Annotated in this window: 25 protein-coding genes; 12 read left to right on the top strand and 13 right to left on the bottom strand. The window is 32.9% G+C overall.

All coding sequences use genetic code 11. The annotated features are described in order from the left end of the window. Positions 1–2 precede the first annotated feature (2 nt). Positions 3–1,676: a sodium:solute symporter gene (locus tag Q4Q34_RS12005; protein ID WP_303318065.1), complete on the top strand. Its 1,674-nt coding sequence runs from the start codon at positions 3–5 to the stop codon at positions 1,674–1,676. A gap of 432 nt (positions 1,677–2,108) precedes the next feature. Here the strand turns inward: Q4Q34_RS12005 and Q4Q34_RS12000 are convergent, their stop codons facing one another. From Q4Q34_RS12000 to Q4Q34_RS11980, 5 genes are all read right to left on the bottom strand, one after another. Next, positions 2,109–2,378 carry a hypothetical protein gene (locus tag Q4Q34_RS12000; protein WP_303318066.1) on the bottom strand — a complete coding sequence of 90 codons (270 nt, stop codon included), beginning with the start codon at positions 2,376–2,378 and terminating at the stop codon, positions 2,109–2,111. A 200-nt stretch (positions 2,379–2,578) separates the two neighbouring features. Continuing rightward, on the bottom strand, positions 2,579–2,974 hold the full coding sequence (locus Q4Q34_RS11995; RefSeq protein WP_303318067.1) for a rhodanese-like domain-containing protein: 396 nt from the start codon (positions 2,972–2,974) through the stop codon (positions 2,579–2,581). Between the two features lie 8 nt (positions 2,975–2,982). After that, positions 2,983–3,300, bottom strand: coding sequence for a rhodanese-like domain-containing protein (locus Q4Q34_RS11990; protein ID WP_303318068.1), 318 nt, complete (start codon positions 3,298–3,300; stop codon positions 2,983–2,985). Positions 3,301–3,466: 166 nt separating this feature from the next. Then, the gene (locus Q4Q34_RS11985; RefSeq protein WP_303318069.1) at positions 3,467–4,090 is read right to left on the bottom strand and encodes a thioredoxin family protein; all 624 of its coding nucleotides are present in this window, start codon (positions 4,088–4,090) and stop codon (positions 3,467–3,469) included. Positions 4,091–4,107: 17 nt separating this feature from the next. Beyond that, positions 4,108–4,653: a TlpA family protein disulfide reductase gene (locus tag Q4Q34_RS11980; RefSeq protein ID WP_303318070.1), complete on the bottom strand. Its 546-nt coding sequence runs from the start codon at positions 4,651–4,653 to the stop codon at positions 4,108–4,110. 282 nt (positions 4,654–4,935) lie between these two features. Here Q4Q34_RS11980 and Q4Q34_RS11975 point away from each other — a divergent pair, with 282 nt between their 5' ends. The 10 genes from Q4Q34_RS11975 to Q4Q34_RS11930 all read left to right on the top strand — a co-directional run bounded on the left by Q4Q34_RS11975 (position 4,936) and on the right by Q4Q34_RS11930 (position 13,937). Then, positions 4,936–6,339 carry an anthranilate synthase component I family protein gene (locus Q4Q34_RS11975; RefSeq protein WP_303318071.1) on the top strand — a complete coding sequence of 468 codons (1,404 nt, stop codon included), beginning with the start codon at positions 4,936–4,938 and terminating at the stop codon, positions 6,337–6,339. A 293-nt stretch (positions 6,340–6,632) separates the two neighbouring features. Then, on the top strand, positions 6,633–7,199 hold the full coding sequence (locus Q4Q34_RS11970; protein WP_170179829.1) for an anthranilate synthase component II: 567 nt from the start codon (positions 6,633–6,635) through the stop codon (positions 7,197–7,199). Positions 7,200–7,471: 272 nt separating this feature from the next. Continuing rightward, positions 7,472–8,464 (top strand): anthranilate phosphoribosyltransferase, encoded by a 993-nt coding sequence (gene trpD / locus Q4Q34_RS11965; protein ID WP_303318072.1) that lies wholly within the window; start codon positions 7,472–7,474, stop codon positions 8,462–8,464. A gap of 94 nt (positions 8,465–8,558) precedes the next feature. Further along, the gene (gene trpC, locus Q4Q34_RS11960) at positions 8,559–9,341 is read left to right on the top strand and encodes an indole-3-glycerol phosphate synthase TrpC (protein WP_303318073.1); all 783 of its coding nucleotides are present in this window, start codon (positions 8,559–8,561) and stop codon (positions 9,339–9,341) included. 96 nt (positions 9,342–9,437) lie between these two features. Further along, a complete protein-coding gene (locus tag Q4Q34_RS11955) occupies positions 9,438–10,103 on the top strand; it encodes a phosphoribosylanthranilate isomerase (RefSeq protein WP_303318427.1) in 666 nt (221 codons plus the stop codon). 113 nt (positions 10,104–10,216) lie between these two features. Next, positions 10,217–11,398 (top strand): tryptophan synthase subunit beta, encoded by a 1,182-nt coding sequence (trpB, locus tag Q4Q34_RS11950; protein WP_303318428.1) that lies wholly within the window; start codon positions 10,217–10,219, stop codon positions 11,396–11,398. Positions 11,399–11,786: 388 nt separating this feature from the next. Then, positions 11,787–12,551 carry a tryptophan synthase subunit alpha gene (trpA, locus tag Q4Q34_RS11945; RefSeq protein WP_303318074.1) on the top strand — a complete coding sequence of 255 codons (765 nt, stop codon included), beginning with the start codon at positions 11,787–11,789 and terminating at the stop codon, positions 12,549–12,551. 12 nt (positions 12,552–12,563) lie between these two features. After that, positions 12,564–12,977: a DUF805 domain-containing protein gene (locus tag Q4Q34_RS11940; RefSeq protein ID WP_303318075.1), complete on the top strand. Its 414-nt coding sequence runs from the start codon at positions 12,564–12,566 to the stop codon at positions 12,975–12,977. Positions 12,978–12,980: 3 nt separating this feature from the next. Next, positions 12,981–13,445, top strand: a complete 465-nt coding sequence (locus Q4Q34_RS11935) for a tRNA (cytidine(34)-2'-O)-methyltransferase (RefSeq protein ID WP_303318076.1) — start codon at positions 12,981–12,983, stop codon at positions 13,443–13,445. A 12-nt stretch (positions 13,446–13,457) separates the two neighbouring features. Continuing rightward, a complete protein-coding gene (locus Q4Q34_RS11930) occupies positions 13,458–13,937 on the top strand; it encodes a hypothetical protein (RefSeq protein ID WP_303318077.1) in 480 nt (159 codons plus the stop codon). A gap of 96 nt (positions 13,938–14,033) precedes the next feature. On the opposite strand, the gene Q4Q34_RS11925 is transcribed toward Q4Q34_RS11930, so the two are convergent. From Q4Q34_RS11925 to Q4Q34_RS11915, 3 genes are read right to left on the bottom strand one after another with little or no spacing between them, the layout of a single operon-like run. Further along, entirely contained in the window at positions 14,034–14,264 is a 231-nt protein-coding gene (locus tag Q4Q34_RS11925; protein WP_303318078.1) for a VF530 family protein, read from the bottom strand. Between the two features lie 5 nt (positions 14,265–14,269). Beyond that, on the bottom strand, positions 14,270–14,479 hold the full coding sequence (locus tag Q4Q34_RS11920) for a DUF6500 family protein (protein WP_303318079.1): 210 nt from the start codon (positions 14,477–14,479) through the stop codon (positions 14,270–14,272). Positions 14,480–14,484: 5 nt separating this feature from the next. Then, positions 14,485–15,771, bottom strand: a complete 1,287-nt coding sequence (locus Q4Q34_RS11915; protein WP_303318080.1) for a DEAD/DEAH box helicase — start codon at positions 15,769–15,771, stop codon at positions 14,485–14,487. A gap of 177 nt (positions 15,772–15,948) precedes the next feature. Between Q4Q34_RS11915 and Q4Q34_RS11910 the strand changes: the two genes are divergently transcribed. Beyond that, on the top strand, positions 15,949–17,796 hold the full coding sequence (locus Q4Q34_RS11910) for a M1 family metallopeptidase (protein WP_303318081.1): 1,848 nt from the start codon (positions 15,949–15,951) through the stop codon (positions 17,794–17,796). A gap of 149 nt (positions 17,797–17,945) precedes the next feature. On the opposite strand, the gene Q4Q34_RS11905 is transcribed toward Q4Q34_RS11910, so the two are convergent. The 5 genes from Q4Q34_RS11905 to Q4Q34_RS11885 all read right to left on the bottom strand — a co-directional run bounded on the left by Q4Q34_RS11905 (position 17,946) and on the right by Q4Q34_RS11885 (position 22,867). Next, positions 17,946–18,650 (bottom strand): uracil-DNA glycosylase family protein, encoded by a 705-nt coding sequence (locus Q4Q34_RS11905; protein ID WP_303318082.1) that lies wholly within the window; start codon positions 18,648–18,650, stop codon positions 17,946–17,948. A gap of 52 nt (positions 18,651–18,702) precedes the next feature. Then, the gene (locus tag Q4Q34_RS11900) at positions 18,703–20,460 is read right to left on the bottom strand and encodes a PQQ-dependent sugar dehydrogenase (protein ID WP_303318083.1); all 1,758 of its coding nucleotides are present in this window, start codon (positions 20,458–20,460) and stop codon (positions 18,703–18,705) included. A 175-nt stretch (positions 20,461–20,635) separates the two neighbouring features. Further along, positions 20,636–21,358 (bottom strand): hypothetical protein, encoded by a 723-nt coding sequence (locus Q4Q34_RS11895; RefSeq protein ID WP_303318084.1) that lies wholly within the window; start codon positions 21,356–21,358, stop codon positions 20,636–20,638. A 68-nt stretch (positions 21,359–21,426) separates the two neighbouring features. Next, positions 21,427–22,185 (bottom strand): peroxide stress protein YaaA, encoded by a 759-nt coding sequence (yaaA, locus tag Q4Q34_RS11890; protein ID WP_303318085.1) that lies wholly within the window; start codon positions 22,183–22,185, stop codon positions 21,427–21,429. A 25-nt stretch (positions 22,186–22,210) separates the two neighbouring features. Continuing rightward, positions 22,211–22,867, bottom strand: a complete 657-nt coding sequence (locus Q4Q34_RS11885; protein ID WP_303318086.1) for a VOC family protein — start codon at positions 22,865–22,867, stop codon at positions 22,211–22,213. Positions 22,868–22,968 lie beyond the last annotated feature (101 nt).

Genomic DNA, 22,968 nt, shown 5'->3' with positions numbered 1-22,968 from the left:
CTATGAGGAATAATTTTTTAGCCACGCAATCGGTACTGGAAAATTTAGACTGGGTCGTATTAGGAATTTATTTCCTAGCGCTTGTTGCAGTAGCCGTATGGGTCGTGCTACAAAAAAACAAGAATACCGAGGATTATTTTTTGGCAGGACGAAATGTAGGATGGTTCGTTATTGGAGCTTCTATTTTTGCTTCTAATATTGGATCTGAGCATGTTGTAGGTCTAGCTGGAACAGGTTTTGAATCTGGAACACCTATGGCACATTACGAACTTCATGCTTGGATTGTATTATTACTAGGCTGGCTGTTTTTGCCATTTTACATTAGAAGTGGCGCCTTTACAATGCCTGAATTTTTAGAAAAACGTTTCGATTCACGATCTAGATGGTTTTTATCTTTATTCTCTTTAGTTGCTTATGTACTTACTAAAGTATCTGTAACTATATATGCTGGTGGTATTGTTGTTTCTGAATTACTAGGTATTCCTTTTTGGTACGGTGCTATAGGCATTGTCGTGTTTACTGGAATTTACACCGTTGTAGGAGGCATGAAAGCCGTAATATATACAGAAACCTTGCAAACCGTTATCTTAATCTTGGGTTCTATAATCATTACTTACTTAGGATTACAGGAAGTTGGAGGATGGTCTCAGCTTAGAGAAACAGTAACAGCTGTAAGCCCAGATCATTTCAATATGTGGCGACCAATGAGTGACCCTAATTTTCCTTGGACAGGATTATTAATTGGAGGTACTATTGTAGGGATTTGGTACTGGTGTACAGATCAATATATTGTACAAAGAACATTAGCCGCTAATAATATTAAGATAGGACGAAGAGGTGCTATTTTTGGTGCGTACTTAAAATTATTACCAATTTTAATCTTTTTAGTACCTGGGATTATTGCTTTTGCATTATCAATTCAAAACCCGGAAGTTTTTTCTGTTGAAAAAGCAGATAGAGCATTCCCAATGCTAGTAAAAACCTTGTTACCTGTTGGTTTAAAAGGATTGGTTGCTGGTGGCTTAATGGCTGCTTTAATGAGTTCTTTAGCATCTGTATTTAACTCCTGTTCTACCATATTCACTATAGATATTTACAAAAAATTGAAACCTCATAAATCTGAAAAGTCCTTACTTACAACAGGTAAGATTGCCACAGGATTTATTGTAATATTAGGGATTATCTGGATTCCTATTATGGAAAAAATTGGAGGCGGTGTTATGTATCAGTACCTTCAAAACGTACAGTCTTATATAGCACCACCGGTTACTGCCGTCTTCTTACTTGGTATTATCTGGAAACGAGTAAACTCTACAGCCGCAATTACAACACTGTTAGCTGGATTGGCTTTATTAGTCATTCGATTAGGCTCAGAAATTTATTATCAACCACAGATAGCTGCTGGAGAAAGTATAGATGGTTTTATTTATGGTTTTGCGACTATTAATTTTGCTCACATGGCCATATTCATGTTTATTTTTTCTGTGATACTTTGTATTTCGGTTAGTTTAGCAACTACAGCACCTGATTACAGCCTTATTAAAGGACTTGCGTTTGGCACACTTACCGATGAGCAGAAAATCGCTAATAAAGACAGTTATGATAAAATAGATGTTGTTTTATCAGGAATTCTAGTTCTGTTAGTAATTGGTGTTTTAAGCTATTTTACAGGCTGATAAAATTAACATGAGCGACGTCATTTTAAGCCCCAAATCTACCAATGTCTTCGCTTGTGTCACCTTGATTTCTATGACACGAAAAACGTAATTTGTTGATTTTTAATAAAAACGGTTTCATCATTAAATCAATGATTTTCAAAAGCTTGTCATGTCGACTAAGCGAAGCATGAGCGACGAGACATCTCATAAGGATGGGATTCCTCCTCAATAGTTACGCTATACGTTTAAAATATATTTTACCCTCTAGTATTCGGATGACATAGCACCCTTACGAAAAACAACTAAACAGATGATTGTCAGATTTTAAAACACCGATATTACGTTAAATTTAAGTTTAAACTAAAAGTTAGTTCATTAAAAAAGCCCTTTTGAATATGAATTCAAAAGGGCTTTTTATTACTCTATTTAGATAGGGTTGGTATTTTTTTATTAAACAGCTTTTTGCTTCTCTTTCATTTTCTCTAACAACATAAGTTCATGCTTAATTTCTTCCTTTCGTTTATTGAACTTACGAAATTTCTCATCTCTGATCTCTTGATTTTTAAGACGCTGTTGACGTCTTAATTCCTCTTTATGAGCTTCTATTTTCTTTTCTTTTTTAAGCTTCATTTTTTCCATAGCTACCGATAAATATGAGTAGCCATACATACTTAAGAATAGCAGTGCAATTATGCCTAATATTACGTAACCGTTTTCCATCTTTTTTAAAATAAATATTTAGAAGTTAAAAGCTTAAAAAGAAGCCGTTTAACTGTTAAAACAGCGAACTTTTATATAAAGATAGAAAAAACCAGTTCTCATTTAAAAAGAAAAAAGGTGAAATACTCAAAAAGTAGTTGAAAGAGCTAATTGATTAAAAAAAACAGAATATGTATTATTGTAAATTCAATAGTCCTTACTTACAATTTGATTTCAAAGCCTTCTTTCTTCCACTTGGCAATTCCGCCTTTTAAATCGTAAATTTCTGTAAAACCAGCATGATGTAATTTTTCACCACTTTTTGCACTGCGATATCCAGATTTACAGTACAAAATGATAGGTTTTGTCTTATCAAATTTTTTGATCTCCGAATCAAAAGTATCTGATAAGAAATCTATATTTTTTGCCCCTTCTATATGCCCTTCATTAAATTCTTTTGGGGTTCTAACATCTACAAGTTGGATGGCATTTTCAGCTAAAAGTGTTCGCACTACTTTTGGAGAAACAACCTTTACTATCCCTTTAGACGATGACTCTTTACAACTAGTCGCAAATACACTAAATAAGCTGCATAAAAATATTAATAACCGCCTCATTTAAGCAATCAATCTAAATCAACCAAATCACCTGTCCATTCTAAAATACCACCTTCAAGATTATAAGCATTTTCAAAACCTAATTCTTCCATGATGTTACAAGCTTGACCACTTCTGTTACCAGAACGACAATATACATAATAATTCTTGCTCTTATCTAAATCTTCGATTTCTGAAATAAACTCTTGCCCTTTATATATATCTATGTGTATAGCATTAGGTATAATTCCATCAGCAACTTCAGCATCCGTTCTAACATCTAATACAATTGCGTTATCGTCATCAGCAAGTTGTGATGCCCATTCTTCTTGTGTTAAATCTTCCATTTTTGTTTAATATAATATTATGTGTGCAAAATTAGTACATCTAAAATTATAGACGAAAAAAAATCCGAAGTATTACACTCCAGATTTTTGTTAATATTTAGTTATACCTAAATTATCATTTTAACAAGGTTGATAACTTCTAAAAAAACAATCATTAGGTAAATTTCTAGACTTTAATAGAACAACCTATAGCTTTGGTTTCTGTCTGTTTAACTTCCTTTCCTTCTAAAAGGGCATCAACTGCGTTCTCCACATATTTTGTCTTTACTGCCGAGGCATCTTTATAATTATCATCTATAGCTCCAATGTATTTTACAACATTACCGCCATCTGTTTTTTGCAATAAAAACACATGAGGTGTTTTAGTAGCTCCATACTTAGGATAAACTTTTTGCCCCTCATCAATTAAATATGGAAAAGTAAATCCTTTACTCTTTGCACGAGCTTTCATAGCTTCCAGATTATCTCCTGGTTTTACATCCGTATTATTGGGCATAATGGCAATGACAGGATATCCTCTTGAAGCATATTTGTCATTTAAAGCAATGAGTCTATCTTCATACATAACAGCATACGGGCACGTATTGCAAGTAAATGTTACAATGAAACCTTTAGCGTCTTTATAATCTGATAATGATACCATATTACCATCCACATTTTTAAGTGAAAAATCTTCAGCTGTATCACCTATTTTGTACCCATTCCCCGTAGTACTAGTTTCATTCGTTACAAATGCACTAATAAAAAGTACAACAAGTGCACCTGAAATTATTTGAATTGTTTTTTTCATCTCTTTAAAGTTTATAATTAATTTAAAAAATATTTAACTTCTGTTTCTAATTCCTCATAAGTAAATGATCCTTCAAAAAATTTACGATCATCATTTCTGTATATAATTGTTGCTGGTATGGCACCAGACCAATCTTTACTTACTTTTGGGATCCAGGTGTCCATATCCGGATCATCTAAAGCAACCACTTTAGATTCCAATTTTCTTTCTTTAATAAACGGCTTAAGCTTAGACTCATATAAATGAGGAAAATCTAAACTCACCAAAATAACTTCAACATTTTTATTACGATATTGCGAATTTAGTTTTTCAAAATATGGTAATTCTTTTACACAAGGGGCACACCAAGTAGCCCAAAAGTTGATAACATATATCTTATCATCTTTCTTATTTAAGAATTTTTCAAAACCATTATAATCATAAACTTCTAATTCAATATCATTTGAATTAATATTATTACTGATTTCTTTCTTAGCAACAACTACGCTTTTGTCAGTAGTTTTATTTTCATGTTTGCAATTTGTTATTATCAATATTGCAATGATTAATAGTTTTAATTTCATAGGCTTAAATTTAATTAATACTTCAGTGTCTATATTATAGTTTAACAAACTTTTATATAAAAAATGTTTTAAACTATTGTGTATTTATATTTTCATTTCTATATTTGAACCAACAAAAAATAAAAATGAATACAATTTTAAATAATACTTGGTGGTGGAGCTTCAGAAACTTACGTTCGTGAAGGAAACCTAGTATATTTAAAACTCAAAATATCAAAAAAGGCTTGTCATTCACGACAAGCCTTTTTTTAATTAAAAAATTACTGAAATAAATTCAGCATAATGACAACATATAATTTATACACACATTACAAAAAAATTCTAGCAGATACGATTACACCAGTAAGCATCTACTTAAAAATTAGAGATAAATATCCTAATAGTATTTTGCTTGAAAGTAGCGATTACCATGCAAACGATAATAGTTTTTCTTATATCTGCTTTAACCCAATAGCTTCTATTAAGGTTGAAAATGAAATGATTAATCAAACGTTTCCCGATGGAAGTTCATTAGAGAAAACAATAACTGATAGTATTGATGTTTCAGAAGAAATTCATCAATTCACAAAACGATTTGATGTTAATTCAGATACCGAGTTTAAATTTATAAACAATGGTATTTTTGGTTACATAGCTTATGATGCTGTTCGTTATTTTGAAGATGTTGACATTTCGAAAAAAGATAATTCAACACATATCCCTGATGTTTATTATGCTGTTTATCAAAACATTATTGCTATAAATCATCATAAAAACGAGGCCTATATTTTTGCACATTGTCATAATACTGAAAACAATATTGATGAGATAGACCACCTAATTAAGGTCAAAAACTTTGCATCATATGACTTTCATTCAAAAGGAGATATCACATCTAATTTAACAGATGATGAGTATAAAACACATGTAGAATTAGCAAAAAAACACTGTGCTCGAGGTGATGTATTTCAATTGGTCTTATCAAAAAGCTTTGCACAGGAATTTAAAGGTGACGAGTTTAATGTATACCGTGCTTTACGAAGTATAAACCCTTCTCCTTATCTATTTTATTTTGATTACGGAAACTTTAAGATTTTTGGGAGTTCGCCAGAAGCTCAACTTATTGTAAGTGAAGGTAAAGCTGAGATTCACCCTATTGCAGGAACATTTAAGCGCACAGGAAATGATTCTCAAGATGCCGAATTAGCTAAAAAACTGGTAAAAGACGATAAAGAAAATGCGGAACATGTTATGCTGGTGGATTTAGCTAGAAATGATTTAAGTAGACATGGAAGTCATGTTAGTGTCGATACTTATAGAGAAGTTCAGTTTTTCTCACACGTTATTCATTTAGTAAGCAAAGTTACAGGTCAAAAACACAAAAACACATCGACTATGCAAGTGGTTGCAGATACATTTCCTGCAGGTACATTAAGTGGTGCACCTAAGCACAGAGCCATGCAGCTTATTGAACAATACGAAAAAACGAGTCGTTCTTTTTACGGTGGGGCTATTGGTTTTATGGACTTTGAAGGCAATTTTAATCATGCCATTATGATTAGAACCTTTTTAAGCAAAAACCATAAACTACATTGGCAAGCGGGAGCAGGATTAGTTTCAAAATCTAATTCAGAAAACGAATTACAAGAAGTGTACAATAAGTTAGGTGCATTAACAAAAGCTATTGAATTGGCTGAAGAAATATGAGGAGTTAGGAGTTAGGAGTTAGGAGTTAGGAGTTAGGAGTTAGGAGTTAGGAGTTAGGAGTTAGGAGTTAGGAGTTAGGAGTTAGGAGTAAATTAAATAATATAAAATTCTGACATAGTCGGAAAAGTCAAAATCAAGAAATAATGAGTGAGGGAATAGAGGTGCAAAGCAAAGCTTTAAACACATCATTCCGAAAACAAATGGGGCTTTAGCAATTTCCTTATTTTGACATGAACAAAGAAAAAAGTTAAACTAGAAAATAGATTCCTGCTTTCAAAGGAATGACAAAAAAGATGATAAAAGTATTAGTTATAGATAATTACGACAGTTTTACATATAATTTAGTTCACTATTTAGAAGACTTAAATTGTGATGTCACTGTTGTTAGAAATGATAAATTGGTTTTAGATGATGTAGAACCATTCGATAAGATCGTATTATCACCAGGACCTGGTATTCCAGATGAAGCAGGTTTATTAAAACCTATTATTGAAAGGTTTGCCCCTACTAAAAGTATTTTAGGAGTTTGTTTAGGGCAACAAGCTATTGGTGAAGTATTTGGTGGATCACTCATTAATTTAGACGATGTTTATCATGGTGTTTCAACAAATGTAACTATTAGTGTCGATGACGAACCTATCTTTAAAGGTTTAGAAAAAGACATAGAAGTTGGCAGGTACCATTCTTGGGTTGTGAATCCTGATTTACCTGATAGTTTGGAAGCCACGTCATTTGATGAAAACGGACAAGTCATGTCTCTACGTCATAAAGTTTACGATGTAAAAGGCGTACAATATCATCCAGAATCTGTATTAACACCAAATGGCAAAAAAATATTAGAAAACTGGCTTAATAGCTAGTTGACAGTAAACAGTAGCAGTAAGCAGTGCTTACTCGATTGAAAAAACTATAATTAAAAATTGAACAATAAAATTTGAATTGAACTTGGATTTCCGACGCAGTCGGAATCATCAAAATTCAGAAATAATGAACGAAGGAATGGAGATGCGAAGCAAAGCTTCAAGCACGTAATTCCGAAAGTGAATGGTGCTTTAGCAATTTCCTAATTTTGATATGATTTTTTGGTTCATTTTGTATCAAGACAAAATGAACAAATAAAAAAGAGAAAAAAATGAAGAATTTATTAAACAGACTTATAAATCACGAAAGTATCTCAAGTGAAGAAGCAAAACAAGTATTGGTAAACATATCCAATGGTATGTATAACCAAAGTCAGATCGCTTCTTTTCTTACAGTTTTTATGATGCGCAGCATTACACTGGAAGAATTGCGCGGTTTTAGAGATGCTCTTTTAGAATTATGTATTGCCATAGACTTAAAAGATTTTAATGCCATTGATTTATGTGGAACTGGTGGAGACGGAAAAGACACCTTTAATATCTCTACCCTATCGTCTTTCGTATCAGCTGGAGCCGGTATTAAAGTCGCCAAACACGGTAACTATGGAGTGTCTTCTGCTTGTGGATCTTCAAACGTTATGGAGTATTTAGGTATTACATTTTCTAATGATGAAGATTTCTTAAAACGATCCATTGATAAGGCTGGTATTTGTGTTTTACATGCGCCATTATTCCACCCTGCAATGAAAAATGTAGCACCTATTCGTCGTGAATTAGGTGTAAAAACATTTTTTAACATGTTGGGACCAATGGTAAATCCTTCTTTTCCTAAAAATCAAATGGTAGGAGTGTTCAATTTAGAACTCTTACGTTTATATGGCTATTTATATCAAAATACAGACAAAAATTATAGTATTGTTCATGCTCTAGATGGTTATGATGAGATTTCCCTAACTGGAAATACAAAGGTTATCTCTAATAATTCTGAAACTATGTTTTCTCCAGAAGATTTAGGAATTTCAGCTATTTCTCAAGAATCTATTTTTGGAGGAAATACGGTAGAAGATGCAGCTAAAATATTTATGAATGTAATCCAAGGAAAAGGTACCGAATCCCAAAATAATGTGGTCTGTGCCAATGCTGGTTTAGCTATAGCAACCACAAAACAAATTAGTCACAAGGAAGGGTTCGAGCAAGCAAAAGAATCGTTACTTTCTGGAAAAGCAAAAGCAAGTTTAGATACATTAATAAAAATGAGTAAATGATAGTTAACAGTATGCAGTGGCAGTAAGCAGTCTGCCCACTAAATACTGAATATTGCCAACTGAACATTGAACACTGAACACTGAACACTAAAAAATGACCATACTAGATAAAATAGTAAAAGATAAACACGAGGAAGTTGCTCTTCGTAAAAACCTAATTCCAGTAACGCAATTAGAACAATCTGTTTTGTTTGAAAGAAAAACCGTTTCTCTCGCAAATAGCTTACGACAAAGTGAATCGGGTATTATTGCTGAACACAAAAGGCGTTCACCATCAAAATCAGTAATAAATCAAAGCTTAAACGTTCAAGATGTAGCAAAAGGCTATGAAGATGCCGGTGTTTGTGGGATGTCTGTTTTAACTGATGGAAAATATTTTGGAGGATCATTAGACGACCTATTGCTTGCCAGAGCAAGTTGTAATTTACCATTACTTCGCAAAGAGTTTATTATAGACGAATACCAATTGCTGGAAGCCAAAGCATATGGAGCAGATGTTATTTTGTTAATAGCAGCTATTTTAACCCGAGAAGAAATCAAACAATTTTCAGAATTTGCAAAAAGCCTGAATTTGGATGTTTTATTAGAAGTTCATAACGAAGAAGAACTTCATAAATCTGTAATGCCTTCATTAGATATGCTAGGTGTGAATAATAGAAACTTAAAAACGTTCGACGTTAGTTTAGAAACCAGCAAAACATTAAGTGAGCTTATTCCAAACGATTTTGTAAAAGTTTCAGAAAGTGGCATTAGTAATATTGAAGCTATTAAAGAATTAAAACCTTTTGGTTATCAAGGCTTTTTAATAGGAGAAAACTTTATGAAAACAGATAATGCTGGTGAAAGCGCCAAACAATTTATAAAGAGCCTCCTCTAACTCCTCCAAAGGAGGAGAACACTTACTCTTATGAAAAAAGAAATAAAAAAAATATCACAAACAAACAAAGCCCCCTCTCCTTCGAAGATAACTGAGATGAAACTGAAAGTTTGTGGAATGAAATATGAAGACAATATAATTCAAGTTGCAAATCTGCAACCCGACTATCTTGGGTTTATATTTTATAAAAAATCTACAAGACATTTTAACAGTAATATTCCAGAATTGCCCGAATCTATTAAAAAAGTAGGGGTTTTTGTTAATGAAAGTTTGGAAGATGTCATTGAACAAATAAATACACATCAACTTCAGGCAGTGCAATTACACGGAAAAGAAACACCAGAATACTGTGACGCTTTGCGCCATCATGCTGAACTAGTTTCAGCATCTCACAAAAAGAACCCGAAACAAGTTCTGGTTGAGATAATCAAAGTATTTTCTATCAAAGACGAATTCAATTTTGAGGTTATAAAACCTTATGAAGATGTTTGTGATTATTTTTTATTTGATACAAAAGGAAAATTACCAGGAGGCAATGGTTATACATTCGATTGGGATGTGTTAAATCAGTACCCATCAACAAAACCTTTCTTTTTAAGTGGTGGTATTGGATTAGAGCAAATTGAAGACATTAAAAAATTCAAACAAAGTAAAGCTTCAAAATATTGCTACGCTTTAGATGTAAACAGCAAATTTGAAATAGAGCCAGGATTAAAAAGTATTGAGAAATTAAAAGAATTTAGAAATAACGTCATTATGTAGAGTGTCCGTCTGAGCACAGTCGAAGACAAATGACCAAAGTAATTTCTATAAAACAAACAGATTGCCACATTACGCCCGAAAGCGTAATTCGCAATGACGAAAAAGAAGATAATATGAATTATAACGTAAACGAAAAAGGGTATTATGGTGAATTTGGAGGCGCATATATTCCAGAAATGCTATATCCTAATGTAGAAGAGTTGCGCCAAAACTATCTAAAAGTGATGGCAGAACCTGAGTTTCAAAAAGAATTTGATCAACTTTTAAAAGATTATGTAGGGCGTCCTTCCCCACTCTATTTTGCGAAACGTCTTTCAGAAAAATATAATACCAAAATTTATTTAAAACGAGAAGACCTTAACCATACCGGAGCACACAAAATAAACAATACTATTGGTCAAATACTCATGGCTAAACGTCTGGGTAAACATCGTATTATCGCAGAAACTGGAGCAGGACAACACGGTGTTGCTACTGCAACCGTTTGCGCTTTAATGGGGTTGGAATGTATTGTATACATGGGAGAAATTGACATTAAAAGACAAGCTCCAAATGTTGCCAGAATGAAAATGTTGGGAGCCACCGTTGTCCCTGCACTTTCAGGAAGTCGAACTTTGAAGGATGCTACCAACGAAGCCATTAGAGATTGGATCAACAATCCAGTAAATACACATTATATTATAGGATCTGCAATCGGCCCTCATCCTTATCCGGATATGGTTACCAAATTTCAATCGGTCATTTCTGAAGAGATTAAATGGCAATTAAAAGAACAAGAAGGAAGAGAAAATCCTGACTACATAGTTGCCTGTATTGGAGGTGGCAGTAATGCTGCTGGTACCTATTATCACTATTTACATGAAGACGATGTTAATATTATTGCTGTTGAAGCTGCTGGTTTAGGAGTTGATTCTGGAGAAAGTGCTGCAACATCAGTTCTAGGGAAAGCAGGTATTATACATGGCTGCAAAACTTTGTTGATGCAAACAAACGATGGTCAAATAACAGAGCCCTACTCTATTTCGGCAGGTTTAGATTATCCTGGTGTTGGTCCTATGCATGCACATTTATGCAAAACTGGACGTGCTGAGTTTATGGCAATCACAGACGATGAAGCCATGAAATCAGGATTAGAATTATGCAAATTAGAAGGAATCATTCCAGCCATAGAAAGTTCGCATGCATTAGCCATTTTTGAACAGAAAACATTTAAACCTGATGATGTGGTGGTTGTGAGTTTGTCTGGTCGGGGTGATAAGGATTTAGAAAACTATATTGAATATTTTAAAATATAATATATAGTGTCATTCAGAACGAAGTGAAGAATCTCATTAAGCAGATTGCCACGTCACTTTGTTCTTCGCAATGACAAAATAACATACATATAAACCTAATTCAAAATATGCTTGAACTTGAAATTAAAAATGGAACATTCAAATGGTAAAGTCCCAAATCAATTCACAGAATTGATCTGCCAAGGCGAAGAATAAATGAAGAAAAGCTCCGAAAACAGGAGAATGCAATTCGACGCGGAGTTTTCAAATTGGTTTTCAGTTTGCAAAACTGAAAAATTCCTTGACTTGGATGTCTTTTTTTGGTTCGTTTTTGGACAAGCAAAAAAATGAATAGAGAGAAAAACATAACTAAAAAATGGATTCCTGCCTTCGCAGGAATGACAAAAAAATGAACAGAATAAACCAAAAACTACAAGAAGACAAGAAATTACTTTCTATATACTTCACAGCAGGTTACCCAAGCATTAACGATACTGTTTCCATCATTCAAGATTTAGAAAAAAATGGTGTTGACATGATCGAAATAGGACTACCTTTTAGTGATCCTTTAGCAGATGGACCAACCATTCAAGCAAGTTCTACACAAGCTTTAAAAAATGGCATGACTACCGAAGTGCTTTTTGATCAATTAAAAGACATTAGAAAATCAGTTAATATTCCTTTAATCATTATGGGCTATTTCAACCCAATGTTTCAATATGGCGTTGAAGCCTTTTGCAAAAAATGTCAGGAAATAGGTATTGACGGCTTAATAATACCCGATCTACCAGTAGATGTATACCATGAAAAATACCAAGCCATTTTCGAAAAATATGGTTTAATAAATGTATTTTTAATAACACCACAAACCAGTGATGAACGAATTCGTTATATAGACTCCATTTCAAGTGGCTTTATTTATATGGTTAGTAGTGCCAGTACAACAGGAGCCAAAGTTGGTTTTGGAGAAGAACAAACCCAATACTTTGAGCGCATAGATAATATGAACCTTAATAATCCTCAAATTGTTGGATTTGGTATTAGTAACAATCAAACTTTTACACAGGCAACTCAATATGCCAAAGGAGCTATTATTGGCAGTGCATTTGTAAAACATGTCACCAATGAAGGCGTAAATAGTCTTGACAAATTCGTGAAATCCGTATTAAATTAGAAATAAAATTTTATGAAGTGGTATTTAAAAGTCCTAATAAATAATTATGCAACATTTAGTGGTAGAGCCAGACGTAAAGAGTTTTGGATGTTCTTTTTATTTAACTTAATCATCATATTTGGACTATCATTTTTACTTGGTCTTATTTCTGACTTCATTGATAACGAGATTCTCCCCATTATTTTAGGTATATATTTCCTTGGAATCCTTATCCCCTACATAGCGTTAGCCGTAAGAAGACTTCATGATTCTGGGAAAAGCGGAGGGTATATATTTGTCTATTTCATCCCGTTTATTGGCGGTATTTGGTTTTTAATTTTAATGGCAACAGAAGGTGATAAAGGTCCAAATCAATATGGTCCAGATCCAAAATCTCCAAATTTTGATGAGATTGACGACATTGGAAAACCTCTATCAGACAACTAAATCATGGCGTTAAATATTGTTTTAATAGAACCCGAAATCCCTAATAACACTGGTAATATTGGCCGTTTAGCTTTGGCTTCCGGCTCTCACTTACACTTAGTAAAACCCTTTGGTTTCGAGATTGATGATACACGATTAAAACGAGCTGGTCTAGACTATTGGCAGCATCTATCAGTGACATACTATGATAATATTGATGATTTTTTCCTTAGAAATGAAAATCAAAAAATGGTTTTTCTCTCTAGTCACGGAAATAAAAATCATTGGGACATTCCTTTTGAAGATAACCTGTTTTTAATCTTCGGGAAAGAGTCCGTAGGTTTGTCAAAACCTCTCATTCAAGCCAATCAAAATAAACTTTTTAAAATACCTTTATATAGTGAACATGTTAGAAGTTTAAATATTGCAAATGCAGTAAGTATTGTCGTTTATGAAGGATTGAAACAATTGCGGGAATTAAAACTTTAATTTTTAAGAAAAATGAAATCGTACGAAATAAGCAATAATCAATTGATTTTAAGAGTTAAAAGATCACCTGTTTTTGTAAGATCAATAATGTTCTTGTTTACTTTTCTTTTCTTTTTTTCTCCATTAATAGGAATAGCTTCATTTATATCAACAGGATATCGATTTCATATTGGTTTTTTAATTTGGATAGGACTATTTGGTCTTATTGGTTTTTACATGTTACGAATTTCCTTGTGGAACACTTATGGTTATGAAACAATTCATTTTAATGAACAAAAAATAACTTATGAAACCAATTACGGTTGGTTCAAGGATGGAAAAAAAACTAAAGAAATAAGTTCGCTTGAGTTTTCAATAAAACAAGTTGGTTACGAGGAAGATAAAAAAGGGACTTTAATTATCGGAGCCGAGGACTCATTTATTGAATGCGTAACGAAAATGCCTATTCATGAAATTAAAGAATTAATAGAAAAATTAGAGAGTAGTCACTAATTACATGGAAATCTATTAATACATTATTGGTGTTGGCATGGTTGGTTTTTAGTTAAATATATTCATTGTTATATCTAACGTTAATATAAAATTCACTTAAGATTTCTTTCGCTGCTTCAACATATTTAAATACATAGCTTCTACTTTAGTTCGTGCCCAAGGGGTACGACGTAAAAACTTTAAACTCGATTTTACAGAAGGGTTATCTGTGAAACACCTAATCTTAATAGTATATCCCATATATTCCCAACCATAGTGTGCTACCAAATCATTAATGATTTGTTCTAATTTCACACCATGTAATGGATTATTAGGCTGTGTTTCCATAACATTTACTCTACTAAACTTTTAATTTTCACAGCTTTCTCAAAATGATCTAGCTTATGCTCCATAATCCACCAAGTTGCCGCTTCCATAAGCAGCTCCGGATTATCATTTTTATTTGCAAAAAAAGCATAAAAAGAGACCCCTACATTGGTACCCTTATTTTTTATTTTTTTATTACAAACCTCAATAATCTTATCCTTTAAAATGTTCTGCATAATATTTAACGTCTTCTATCATTATTTTTCTTAGGGCGACGACTGGAATTATTACTTCTTTGTCCTCTTGCTTTTGAATTTCCAGAATTAGAATGACTTCTAGCTTTATTCCTATTCCTACCACCACGCTGTTGTTTTGCAGGAACAGTGGAAGCATTGGGATCAGGCTCAAAACCCTCAATAATTTCTACAGGAAGCTTCATCGCTATCAACTTTTCTATGTCTCTCAAATATGTTGTCTCATCTGCACTAACCAAAGATAAGGCTTCTCCTTTAGCTCCTGCTCTTCCCGTTCTGCCTATTCTATGCACATAATCTTCAGAAATATTAGGCAATTCAAAATTTATAACATGTGGTAATAAAGGAATATCCAAACCTCTGGCTGCAATATCCGTGGCCACTAAAACACGAATGCTTCCATTTTTAAAACCTGCCAAAGCTTTTGTTCTAGCACCTTGACTCTTGTTACCATGTATAGCAGCTGCACTAATATTAGAACTTATCATCTTTTTACAAAGCTTATTGGCACCGTGTTTAGTACGCGTAAAAACAAGCACTTGTTTCCAGTTGCCATCAGAAATCAATTTAATAATTAAACCCGTTTTTAAACCTTTTGCAACGCGATAAACCTTCTGACTTATGGCTTCAACGGTTGTATTTTCTGGCGTAGCTTCAACCTGCACCGGGTTATGCAAAATACCATGTGCTAATTTCTTTATGTCTTTTGAAAATGTTGCCGAGAACATCAAATTTTGCCTTCTGGTTGGCATCATTTTTATCACCCGTTCAATATCGCGTAAAAACCCCATATCTAACATGCGGTCCGCTTCATCTAAAACAAACATTTCAATTCTTTTTAGAGATAATAGTCCTTGGTTTTCTAAATCTAATAAACGTCCAGGTGTAGCTACTAAAATATCGATACCCTGACGAATCCTTGCTACTTGTGGTTTCTGATTTACCCCTCCAAATATAACAGCACTTCTTAGATTTAAAAACTCGCTGTACTCCTTTACGTTATCATATACCTGCGCTGCTAACTCTCTAGTTGGTGTTAATATTAAGGCACGTATTGGTCTATACTTTTCTTTAGGATTTTCAGAAAGAAAATGCAAAAGTGGCAACGTAAAACCAGCTGTTTTCCCTGTACCGGTTTGTGCAGATGCTAAAACATCCTTCCCTTCTAAAATAGGTGGAATTGCTTTTTGTTGTATAGGCGATGGTGTTGTGTATCCTTTTTTGCTAACAGCTTTTAGTAAGGCCTGAGATAAGCCTAATGAGTTAAATGACATATAAATTGTTTGGTAAGCCCTTTTTACTGGGAAAATGAGATGACAATTTACAAATTAAACACCACCTCTTTGGTTAAGGCGCAAATGTACAGCTAATTTTCTCCACGACCTTTTAATTATTCATTTTAAAAGAAAACAACTAACTTCGTCCATCGTTTAAAAACACTAAAATTTAGTATGAAAAAAATTGCATTACAATTAGGGTGTTTAGTACTCTTAATATCAAGCTGTTCTAACAAGCAAAATACAACAACACCTGGCTATATTGAAGAACCACATTCTTTTTCTAAACCCAATGAAGCTGTCATAACACATCTGGATTTAGATATTAATGTGGATTTTGATAAAGAAATAATACAAGGTAAAGCATCTTATTTAATTAAAAATAATAAGGCATCACAAATTATCCTTGATTCAAAATTCTTAGCTATAGAAAGTGTGCAAGCAGATGGTAAAGACACCACATTTTCTTTAGATGATTTTGATGAACAACTAGGAAATGCTTTAAAAATAGATATTCATAAGGATACAAAACGTATCACTGTTTTTTATAAGACCACTCAAGAAACAGAAGCTTTACAATGGTTAAAACCTCAACAAACTGCAGATAAAACACATCCTTTTTTATTCACACAAGGCCAAGCTATTTTAACACGAACTTGGATACCTATTCAAGACAGCCCACAAATTAGAATTACTTATAATGCAAAAGTACAGGTGCCAAGTGATTTAATGGCTGTTATGAGTGCTGAAAATCCTAAAGTAAAAACACCAGATGGTCATTACTCTTTTAAAATGGCACAGCCTATTTCTCCTTATTTAATTGCACTTGCTATTGGTGATATTGAGTATAAAGCCGTTAGTAACCGAACAGGAATTTATGCCGAAAAATCTATGGTGGAAAAAGCACATTATGAGTTTTCGGACATGGAAAACATGGTAGCCTCTGCCGAGGCATTGTACGGAAAATATGCATGGGAACAATTTGATGTCATCGTGCTTCCTCCTAGCTTTCCGTTTGGGGGTATGGAAAATCCACGATTAACGTTTGCTACACCTACAGTAATTGCTGGTGATAAAAGCTTAACATCTCTGATAGCTCATGAATTAGCGCATTCTTGGTCTGGAAACTTGGTAACCAATGCCACTTGGGATGATTTTTGGCTTAACGAAGGCTTTACAGTGTATTTTGAAATGCGTATTATGGAAGCCCTTTACGGAAAAGATAGAGCTAATATGTTGGCTCGTATTGGAAGACAAGATTTAGAAGAAGAGATAGAAGGTTTCAAAGATAACCCAGACGATACAAAGCTAAAACTAAACTTAAAAGGGCGTAATCCCGATGATGGCATGAATAGTATTGCTTACGATAAAGGATATCTTTTTTTAAGAACATTGGAAGAGACTGCTGGTCGTGAAAAATTTGATAGTTTCTTAAAAAACTATTTCCAAAAACATGCTTTTTCAACAATCAATACAGAAAAATTCGTTAGGTTTTTAAATAAGAACTTATTAGAAAAACAGGATATAGTATTTAATACAGAGGAATGGATTTACAAGGCAGGCATTCCTGATAATCAAGCTATCATTACTTCCAATAAATTCGAAACGGTTGAAAAAACAATTCAGCAGTTTGTTAAAAACAATACAGTAGACAAAACACTTACTAAAGATTGGACAACTCAAGAATGGGTTCACTTTGTTCGGAACTTCCCTAATGATATTAAAACGGAACATTTGACCATGATTGACGAAGCTTTCAATTTAACCAACTCTAATAATTCGTATATCGCTATGGTTTGGTATGAACAAGCTATTAATCACAACTACCATGGAAATAATGTCGATACTAAAATTGAAGATTTTTTAATAAAAGTTGGCAGACGTTGGTATGTTTCCACCATTTATAAAGCCTTTAAAAGAAATGATAAAACAGATGTTGCTTTAGCTATTTATAACAAAGCAAGATCAAATTATCATTCTGTAACAGCTAATACTATTGATGATTTGCTGGGGTATAAGTAGGATTAATGTTTAAAATCAAAATGTCATGTCGAACGCAGTGAGACATCTCTTAATCATTATAACATAAAATCGCATCATGTGTGATGTCTCAATCGTACCTCACTCGATATGACAACTAACTAAAAATAGGCTTTATAAAAAAATAGCCTTCAAAAAAACTCACGGTACTGCATGACCCTAAAATCAAAAGTGTTGAATTTAGGGTTTTTCGCTTTTAATTGTTTGTATAAAGGAATTCTACTTATTGAAATATTAGCAGCACCAGACCCAGAAGTTAAAGACACTGTTTTGATGATTCTTGATGAGCTGTCCACAACACCTGTACTGAGCAGAGTCGAAGTACTCAATTTGGCGGGTAATTTAAATTGATGAATTCGGGGGATTTCGTTTGAAACCAATTCTAACTTGATATTATAATCTCGTATATGTTTTCTAAAAAAATATTCCGGTCCATTTTTGCTGTTTCCCCCAGTAAACAACAACGTATCGATATTTGGATATTGTTTTAAATAACCAATAATATCCCGAAGTTTTATGTTTTGCATCCCTAAATCGGATGCGTCAATTTTTTCACGTTCGGCACTTTCAACAATATCGCAAACCCCTATTTTATTTTTAATCAAAAATTGTTTGCGTTGGGCAATGGCTTCTTGCGAATTATCATAACGTAAGTTTAAATTGTGAATTTTATCAATAAATAACCATAGTGAATTGTAATAGCTTCCATAACAAAAATTCACATCTTTTTCTAATAGTTCTCCTGTTGAAAACCGAGGCGGTGGTAATGTTCCAACGATTAACTTTTTAGTATCGTTTTGTATAAATGGTTTGTATGGATGCTTGTGTTTAAACATAGATTATTCCAGCGAAGTAAAATCATTTCATAACTTAAATAAGAAATAAAAATTACTGAATAATGATTTTTTTATAATGAGTAACTTTATCAAGAGTGAATTTAACAAAATAAATACCCGCCATAAAACCTGATACATCAATAGGACTTATTGATGATGAATCGCCATTTCCTTTTCTATTCAATATCTCGCTCCCCAAGCTATTGTACATCATTAAATTGTAAGGCATATTATTTTTATTAGAAGACATCTTAACAAATAATAAGTCATCCGAAGGATTTTGATAAAAAATAACGTCGTTATGATTAGCGATATCTTCAACAGAAACCGTATTACCATCAGTTCGTTTATAAACTAATTCTGTTTTGAATATGGTTCCAGATTGTTTTGTTACAAAATAAACATTCCCTTGCTCATCATGTCCAAATCGTAAATCTCCCCTTTGATAACGAATTACATCTTCAAATGTAACTCCTGGGTTAGTTCCGCCTCCACCTATATTTTCTGTTATCTCTACACCATCTAATTTAAAATTGTTAATTTCATAAAAAGATGCCTGATTTCCATCTTTTTCAGCTTGTAACATTTCATTAAAGTCGGCAAAAAAAACTTTACCAGTAGGTAAATCAGTAAAAATAACTTTGTCTTTAAAATTCACATCTTGAGGATCACTCACCACAAAGCCGCCTACAATGGCAAAGCCCCCTGTTGTATGATCGTATTCAACCACAGGTGGAGAATGAACAGTACCTTGGACTAATGAAACATTAGAATTATTTAAACGAGTCCCTTCATACCTTTCCCATCCATAATTTCCTCCAGGCCTAACAATGATAATTTCTTCTCTTTGTGCTGCTCCAATATCAAACGTAATTAAAATATCATTTCCTTCGGTATCGTGAGCAAAACTAAATGTCTGAGGGTCTCTAAACCCGATCGCATAAATTTCTTGAGCTACTCCTATTTGTCCATAATAAGGATTTGTAGTAGGAATCGAATACGCATCAGCTCCATTTTGAAGTGGGTTGATACAAATAATCTTTCCAAATGGGTTTTCTAGTTTTTGCAAATATCCTGTAGCAGGAGCACCATTACCTAATGCACTTCCATCTCCTATCGCCGCATATAACAATCCATAATCTGAATCACCAGAAACAGAATTTGGGTTAAATGCAATTTCACCAAGACCATGTGGATTGGACCCTTCTGTTTGGATTCTAAATACTTCTCTAAAAGTACTATGATCTACCTTATTAGCATCGGATACACTAACAGTAAATTCAGCAATGGCATATTGATTAGATCCTGAACGACTATGATAATCTTGTATACGATAGTTCGCATTTGCTCCACTATTTCCATAAGAAGTACTAACCCGATACCCCACATATAGTTTTTTGTAACCAGGTGCTCCTATAAGATTATAATCTGGATGGAAGTCAAAGTACATTAATCCACGAAAAGAGCCAGGCCCTCCAAGCGTATAACCAGTAGCCGATGAAATTGTGTTTAAATCTAAAAATGTTCCTAAGGAAGTTCCATCTGCGTCAAAAACTAAAATCTTACCTGTCTGGGAGGATACAAATACTCTACCAGACCCATCGCGTGGCGCAGTAATTTTAATCGGGCCAAAACCAGATAATGTTCCTTGAGGATTACTACCACCTCCTGCCTCAAATTCAGTATGAGAAGCAAAAGTTGTCAAATTCAACTCATAAGATGACGGTATACTTGTTGTCTGACATATTGATTGATTTACGAATATTAGTGTTAAAAGGAATGAGAAGGATGTTAGAGATCTAATACTCATGAGAACGTTTTTTTGAGGGATAAATATTGAAAACTTAAGAGATTATATTTATGTATCGTCTTATATTTTGTTTAATGATTTTTGATTTTTATCTCTATAAATATATACTTTATTTTTTAACTCATAATTTATACTAAAAAGGCATAAAACTCTTACCTCTCATAAACTTTCGGATTTAAAAATCAGCTAAAAGCTTTTCTACTTCTAATATAGTTCCTCTGTAAATACGTTTATTAGGCTTAGTCATATGTTGAGATTCCGTATGCACATCTTCTAACACAGCTTTAGCCTGTTCTTTTTTACCTCGGCTTAATAAAAACTTAGCATATATTAAACGCTCATCATAAAAGGAATAGCGAATATCTATTTGTTTTAAGTGTTCTTCCGCTTCTTCTAATTTACCAACTCGCTCTAAAGCGAGTCCGTATAAAAACTGTGTTCTGGATTTTTTAAATTCCGGGTGTTCTTTTATTTTTTCTACATATAAAATAACGCTTTCGCAATCTTCAATATTAAAATACGCTTCAATTAATTGTTTGGTGACATAAAAGTCACTTTGCGAACTATCTTCTAAAGCTTCTAGGTAATGAGGAATGGCATTATTATAATCTTTTATTTCTAAATAGGCATCTGCTAAATTCACTCTATTTTGATATGATTCAGAAAATTGAAGTTGTTTTTCTAAATCCCTTACTTTTTTGGTGGGGTTTATAATATGGGTGATTTCATTTGTGATTTTTTCAGCATCTCGTTTGTTATATACTTGAGTGATTAAATAAATGATACAGCCTAGTACCGGAATAAAAAATATTAAAAAGGCCCAATAATAGGGGTTTCTGTTTTTATAAAGATGATATAAGCAAAAGGCTTGAAGAGCGATTATTAAGTAAAAATACATTTATGATTGGTGAAATTTAGGTTACGATTAGACAAATTCCTCTGTCGTTCCTTCGGAATGACGTTGAATCATCTAATAAAAACTAACTCGGTTTCTGTAGACATAGGTTCACTGAAATTATAGCCTTCATAATTAAAACCTTTGATATCATCAAGAGTTTCTGCATTAGTATCAATAACATAACGCGCCATATAACCACGAGCCAGCTTAGCAAAAGTCATAATGGTTTTATATTCACCGTTTTTAAAGTCTTTAAAATTAGCTGTAATTACAGGCACTTTTAATGCTTTAGTGTCTATAGCTTTAAAATACTCGTTACTGGCAAGGTTTAAAAATAATTCACCATCTTCTAATTCTTCGTTCAAAGCATTTGTAATTTGTTTTTTCCAAAACTCATAAAGGTTTTTATTTTTTCCTACGGGAAATTTAGTTCCCATTTCCAAACGGTAAGGTTGAATTAAATCGGTTGGTTTTAATATCCCATATAAACCAGAAATAATTCTAATGGTATCCTGTAAAACATCTATTTTGCCTTCAGGAATATTATAAGCATCTAAACCTCGATACACATCACCACTAAAAGCATAAACTGCTGGTCGTGCATTATCTGCTGAAAAAGGTAATTGCCAATCTTGATTGCGTTGATAATTTAACTGCCCCAAAGCATCAGAAATACGCATGAGTTTTGATAAACTTTTAGCAGATTTCTTCTTAAGCAATTTATTTAAGCGCTCAGACTGAGTTAGAAACTGTGCTTCTGTATGTATTGTCGTTGGTAATTGACTTTCAAAATTAAGGGATTTGGCTGGTGATAGTACTAATTTCATTAAAACTATTTTTTAAATAACTAAATTACAATAATTCTTTTATTTCTCCATTCTCATAACTAAAGTTATAATCGCCTTTAACAATAAAGTTTGAAGTAAAAGCGTCCTCTTGAGTAGGGTGCCATTTTTTTATAGTTTTATTTATTAAAATAAATAAACCCTCTTCATTTCCTAAAGCACAAAAACGTGCCAGATTGCCACTAAAAACAGAAATATTTTTAATGCTATTTATTGAATTATAAACAGTTTCTAAATTGGTTGCCACGATTCCTATTTCACTTAGTGATAAAATGTTTTTGGAGGAAAATGAATTGCAACTATTAAGATTTAAATTTTTCCTTGCGATAAACTCTACAATATTTTTATCGGCATCATAAAAATAAATGGCTTTAGCATTCCAATCTTTAAAATCTGAAATTAAATCATCACCATCAGGCAATATTTGTACACGCTCTTTCAACCATTGCAAAGCCTCTTGTTCTTGGTTTGAAGGTATATTGAAAGCAAAATGTGATGAACTAAAAGCTGTTTCATCATACGCAAAAGACAAAACACTTGCTCCTGTTTTAAATGAGATTTTTTCTTCAGAATCAAAAATTAATTCAAATTCTAAAACAGTTTCATAAAATTGCTTTTGCTCCTGAATGTTTGCTGTAAAAAGAATAATTTCTTGAATCTTCATACTTCAAATATAAACTAGAAAATCATATCATTTTTACGATTTAAAATGATAAAATTTATATCTGAATAAGATGTATTTATTTTAAAAATTATTCTTGAAAG

The organism is Flavivirga abyssicola (assembly GCF_030540775.2).
GTDB lineage: Bacteria > Bacteroidota > Bacteroidia > Flavobacteriales > Flavobacteriaceae > Flavivirga > Flavivirga abyssicola.
This window is presented reverse-complemented; position numbering and strand designations above follow the sequence as displayed.

What these genes read in the sequence shown, in the direction of transcription:
- Q4Q34_RS11925 (WP_303318078.1), bottom strand. Translation starts at nt 14,264, where the DNA reads ATGGAAACACAGCCTAATAATCCATTACATGGTGTGAAATTAGAACAA.
- Q4Q34_RS11885 (WP_303318086.1), bottom strand. Translation starts at nt 22,867, where the DNA reads ATGAAGATTCAAGAAATTATTCTTTTTACAGCAAACATTCAGGAGCAA.
- Q4Q34_RS11895 (WP_303318084.1), bottom strand. Translation starts at nt 21,358, where the DNA reads ATGTATTTTTACTTAATAATCGCTCTTCAAGCCTTTTGCTTATATCAT.
- trpD (WP_303318072.1), top strand. Translation starts at nt 7,472, where the DNA reads ATGAAGAATTTATTAAACAGACTTATAAATCACGAAAGTATCTCAAGT.
- Q4Q34_RS11995 (WP_303318067.1), bottom strand. Translation starts at nt 2,974, where the DNA reads ATGAGGCGGTTATTAATATTTTTATGCAGCTTATTTAGTGTATTTGCG.
- Q4Q34_RS11980 (WP_303318070.1), bottom strand. Translation starts at nt 4,653, where the DNA reads ATGAAATTAAAACTATTAATCATTGCAATATTGATAATAACAAATTGC.
- Q4Q34_RS12005 (WP_303318065.1), top strand. Translation starts at nt 3, where the DNA reads ATGAGGAATAATTTTTTAGCCACGCAATCGGTACTGGAAAATTTAGAC.
- Q4Q34_RS11990 (WP_303318068.1), bottom strand. Translation starts at nt 3,300, where the DNA reads ATGGAAGATTTAACACAAGAAGAATGGGCATCACAACTTGCTGATGAC.
- trpC (WP_303318073.1), top strand. Translation starts at nt 8,559, where the DNA reads ATGACCATACTAGATAAAATAGTAAAAGATAAACACGAGGAAGTTGCT.
- Q4Q34_RS11935 (WP_303318076.1), top strand. Translation starts at nt 12,981, where the DNA reads ATGGCGTTAAATATTGTTTTAATAGAACCCGAAATCCCTAATAACACT.
- Q4Q34_RS11900 (WP_303318083.1), bottom strand. Translation starts at nt 20,460, where the DNA reads ATGAGTATTAGATCTCTAACATCCTTCTCATTCCTTTTAACACTAATA.
- Q4Q34_RS11920 (WP_303318079.1), bottom strand. Translation starts at nt 14,479, where the DNA reads ATGCAGAACATTTTAAAGGATAAGATTATTGAGGTTTGTAATAAAAAA.
- trpA (WP_303318074.1), top strand. Translation starts at nt 11,787, where the DNA reads ATGAACAGAATAAACCAAAAACTACAAGAAGACAAGAAATTACTTTCT.
- Q4Q34_RS11930 (WP_303318077.1), top strand. Translation starts at nt 13,458, where the DNA reads ATGAAATCGTACGAAATAAGCAATAATCAATTGATTTTAAGAGTTAAA.
- trpB (WP_303318428.1), top strand. Translation starts at nt 10,217, where the DNA reads ATGAATTATAACGTAAACGAAAAAGGGTATTATGGTGAATTTGGAGGC.
- Q4Q34_RS11975 (WP_303318071.1), top strand. Translation starts at nt 4,936, where the DNA reads ATGACAACATATAATTTATACACACATTACAAAAAAATTCTAGCAGAT.
- Q4Q34_RS11905 (WP_303318082.1), bottom strand. Translation starts at nt 18,650, where the DNA reads ATGTTTAAACACAAGCATCCATACAAACCATTTATACAAAACGATACT.
- Q4Q34_RS12000 (WP_303318066.1), bottom strand. Translation starts at nt 2,378, where the DNA reads ATGGAAAACGGTTACGTAATATTAGGCATAATTGCACTGCTATTCTTA.
- Q4Q34_RS11940 (WP_303318075.1), top strand. Translation starts at nt 12,564, where the DNA reads ATGAAGTGGTATTTAAAAGTCCTAATAAATAATTATGCAACATTTAGT.
- yaaA (WP_303318085.1), bottom strand. Translation starts at nt 22,185, where the DNA reads ATGAAATTAGTACTATCACCAGCCAAATCCCTTAATTTTGAAAGTCAA.
- Q4Q34_RS11985 (WP_303318069.1), bottom strand. Translation starts at nt 4,090, where the DNA reads ATGAAAAAAACAATTCAAATAATTTCAGGTGCACTTGTTGTACTTTTT.
- Q4Q34_RS11955 (WP_303318427.1), top strand. Translation starts at nt 9,438, where the DNA reads ATGAAACTGAAAGTTTGTGGAATGAAATATGAAGACAATATAATTCAA.
- Q4Q34_RS11915 (WP_303318080.1), bottom strand. Translation starts at nt 15,771, where the DNA reads ATGTCATTTAACTCATTAGGCTTATCTCAGGCCTTACTAAAAGCTGTT.
- Q4Q34_RS11910 (WP_303318081.1), top strand. Translation starts at nt 15,949, where the DNA reads ATGAAAAAAATTGCATTACAATTAGGGTGTTTAGTACTCTTAATATCA.
- Q4Q34_RS11970 (WP_170179829.1), top strand. Translation starts at nt 6,633, where the DNA reads ATGATAAAAGTATTAGTTATAGATAATTACGACAGTTTTACATATAAT.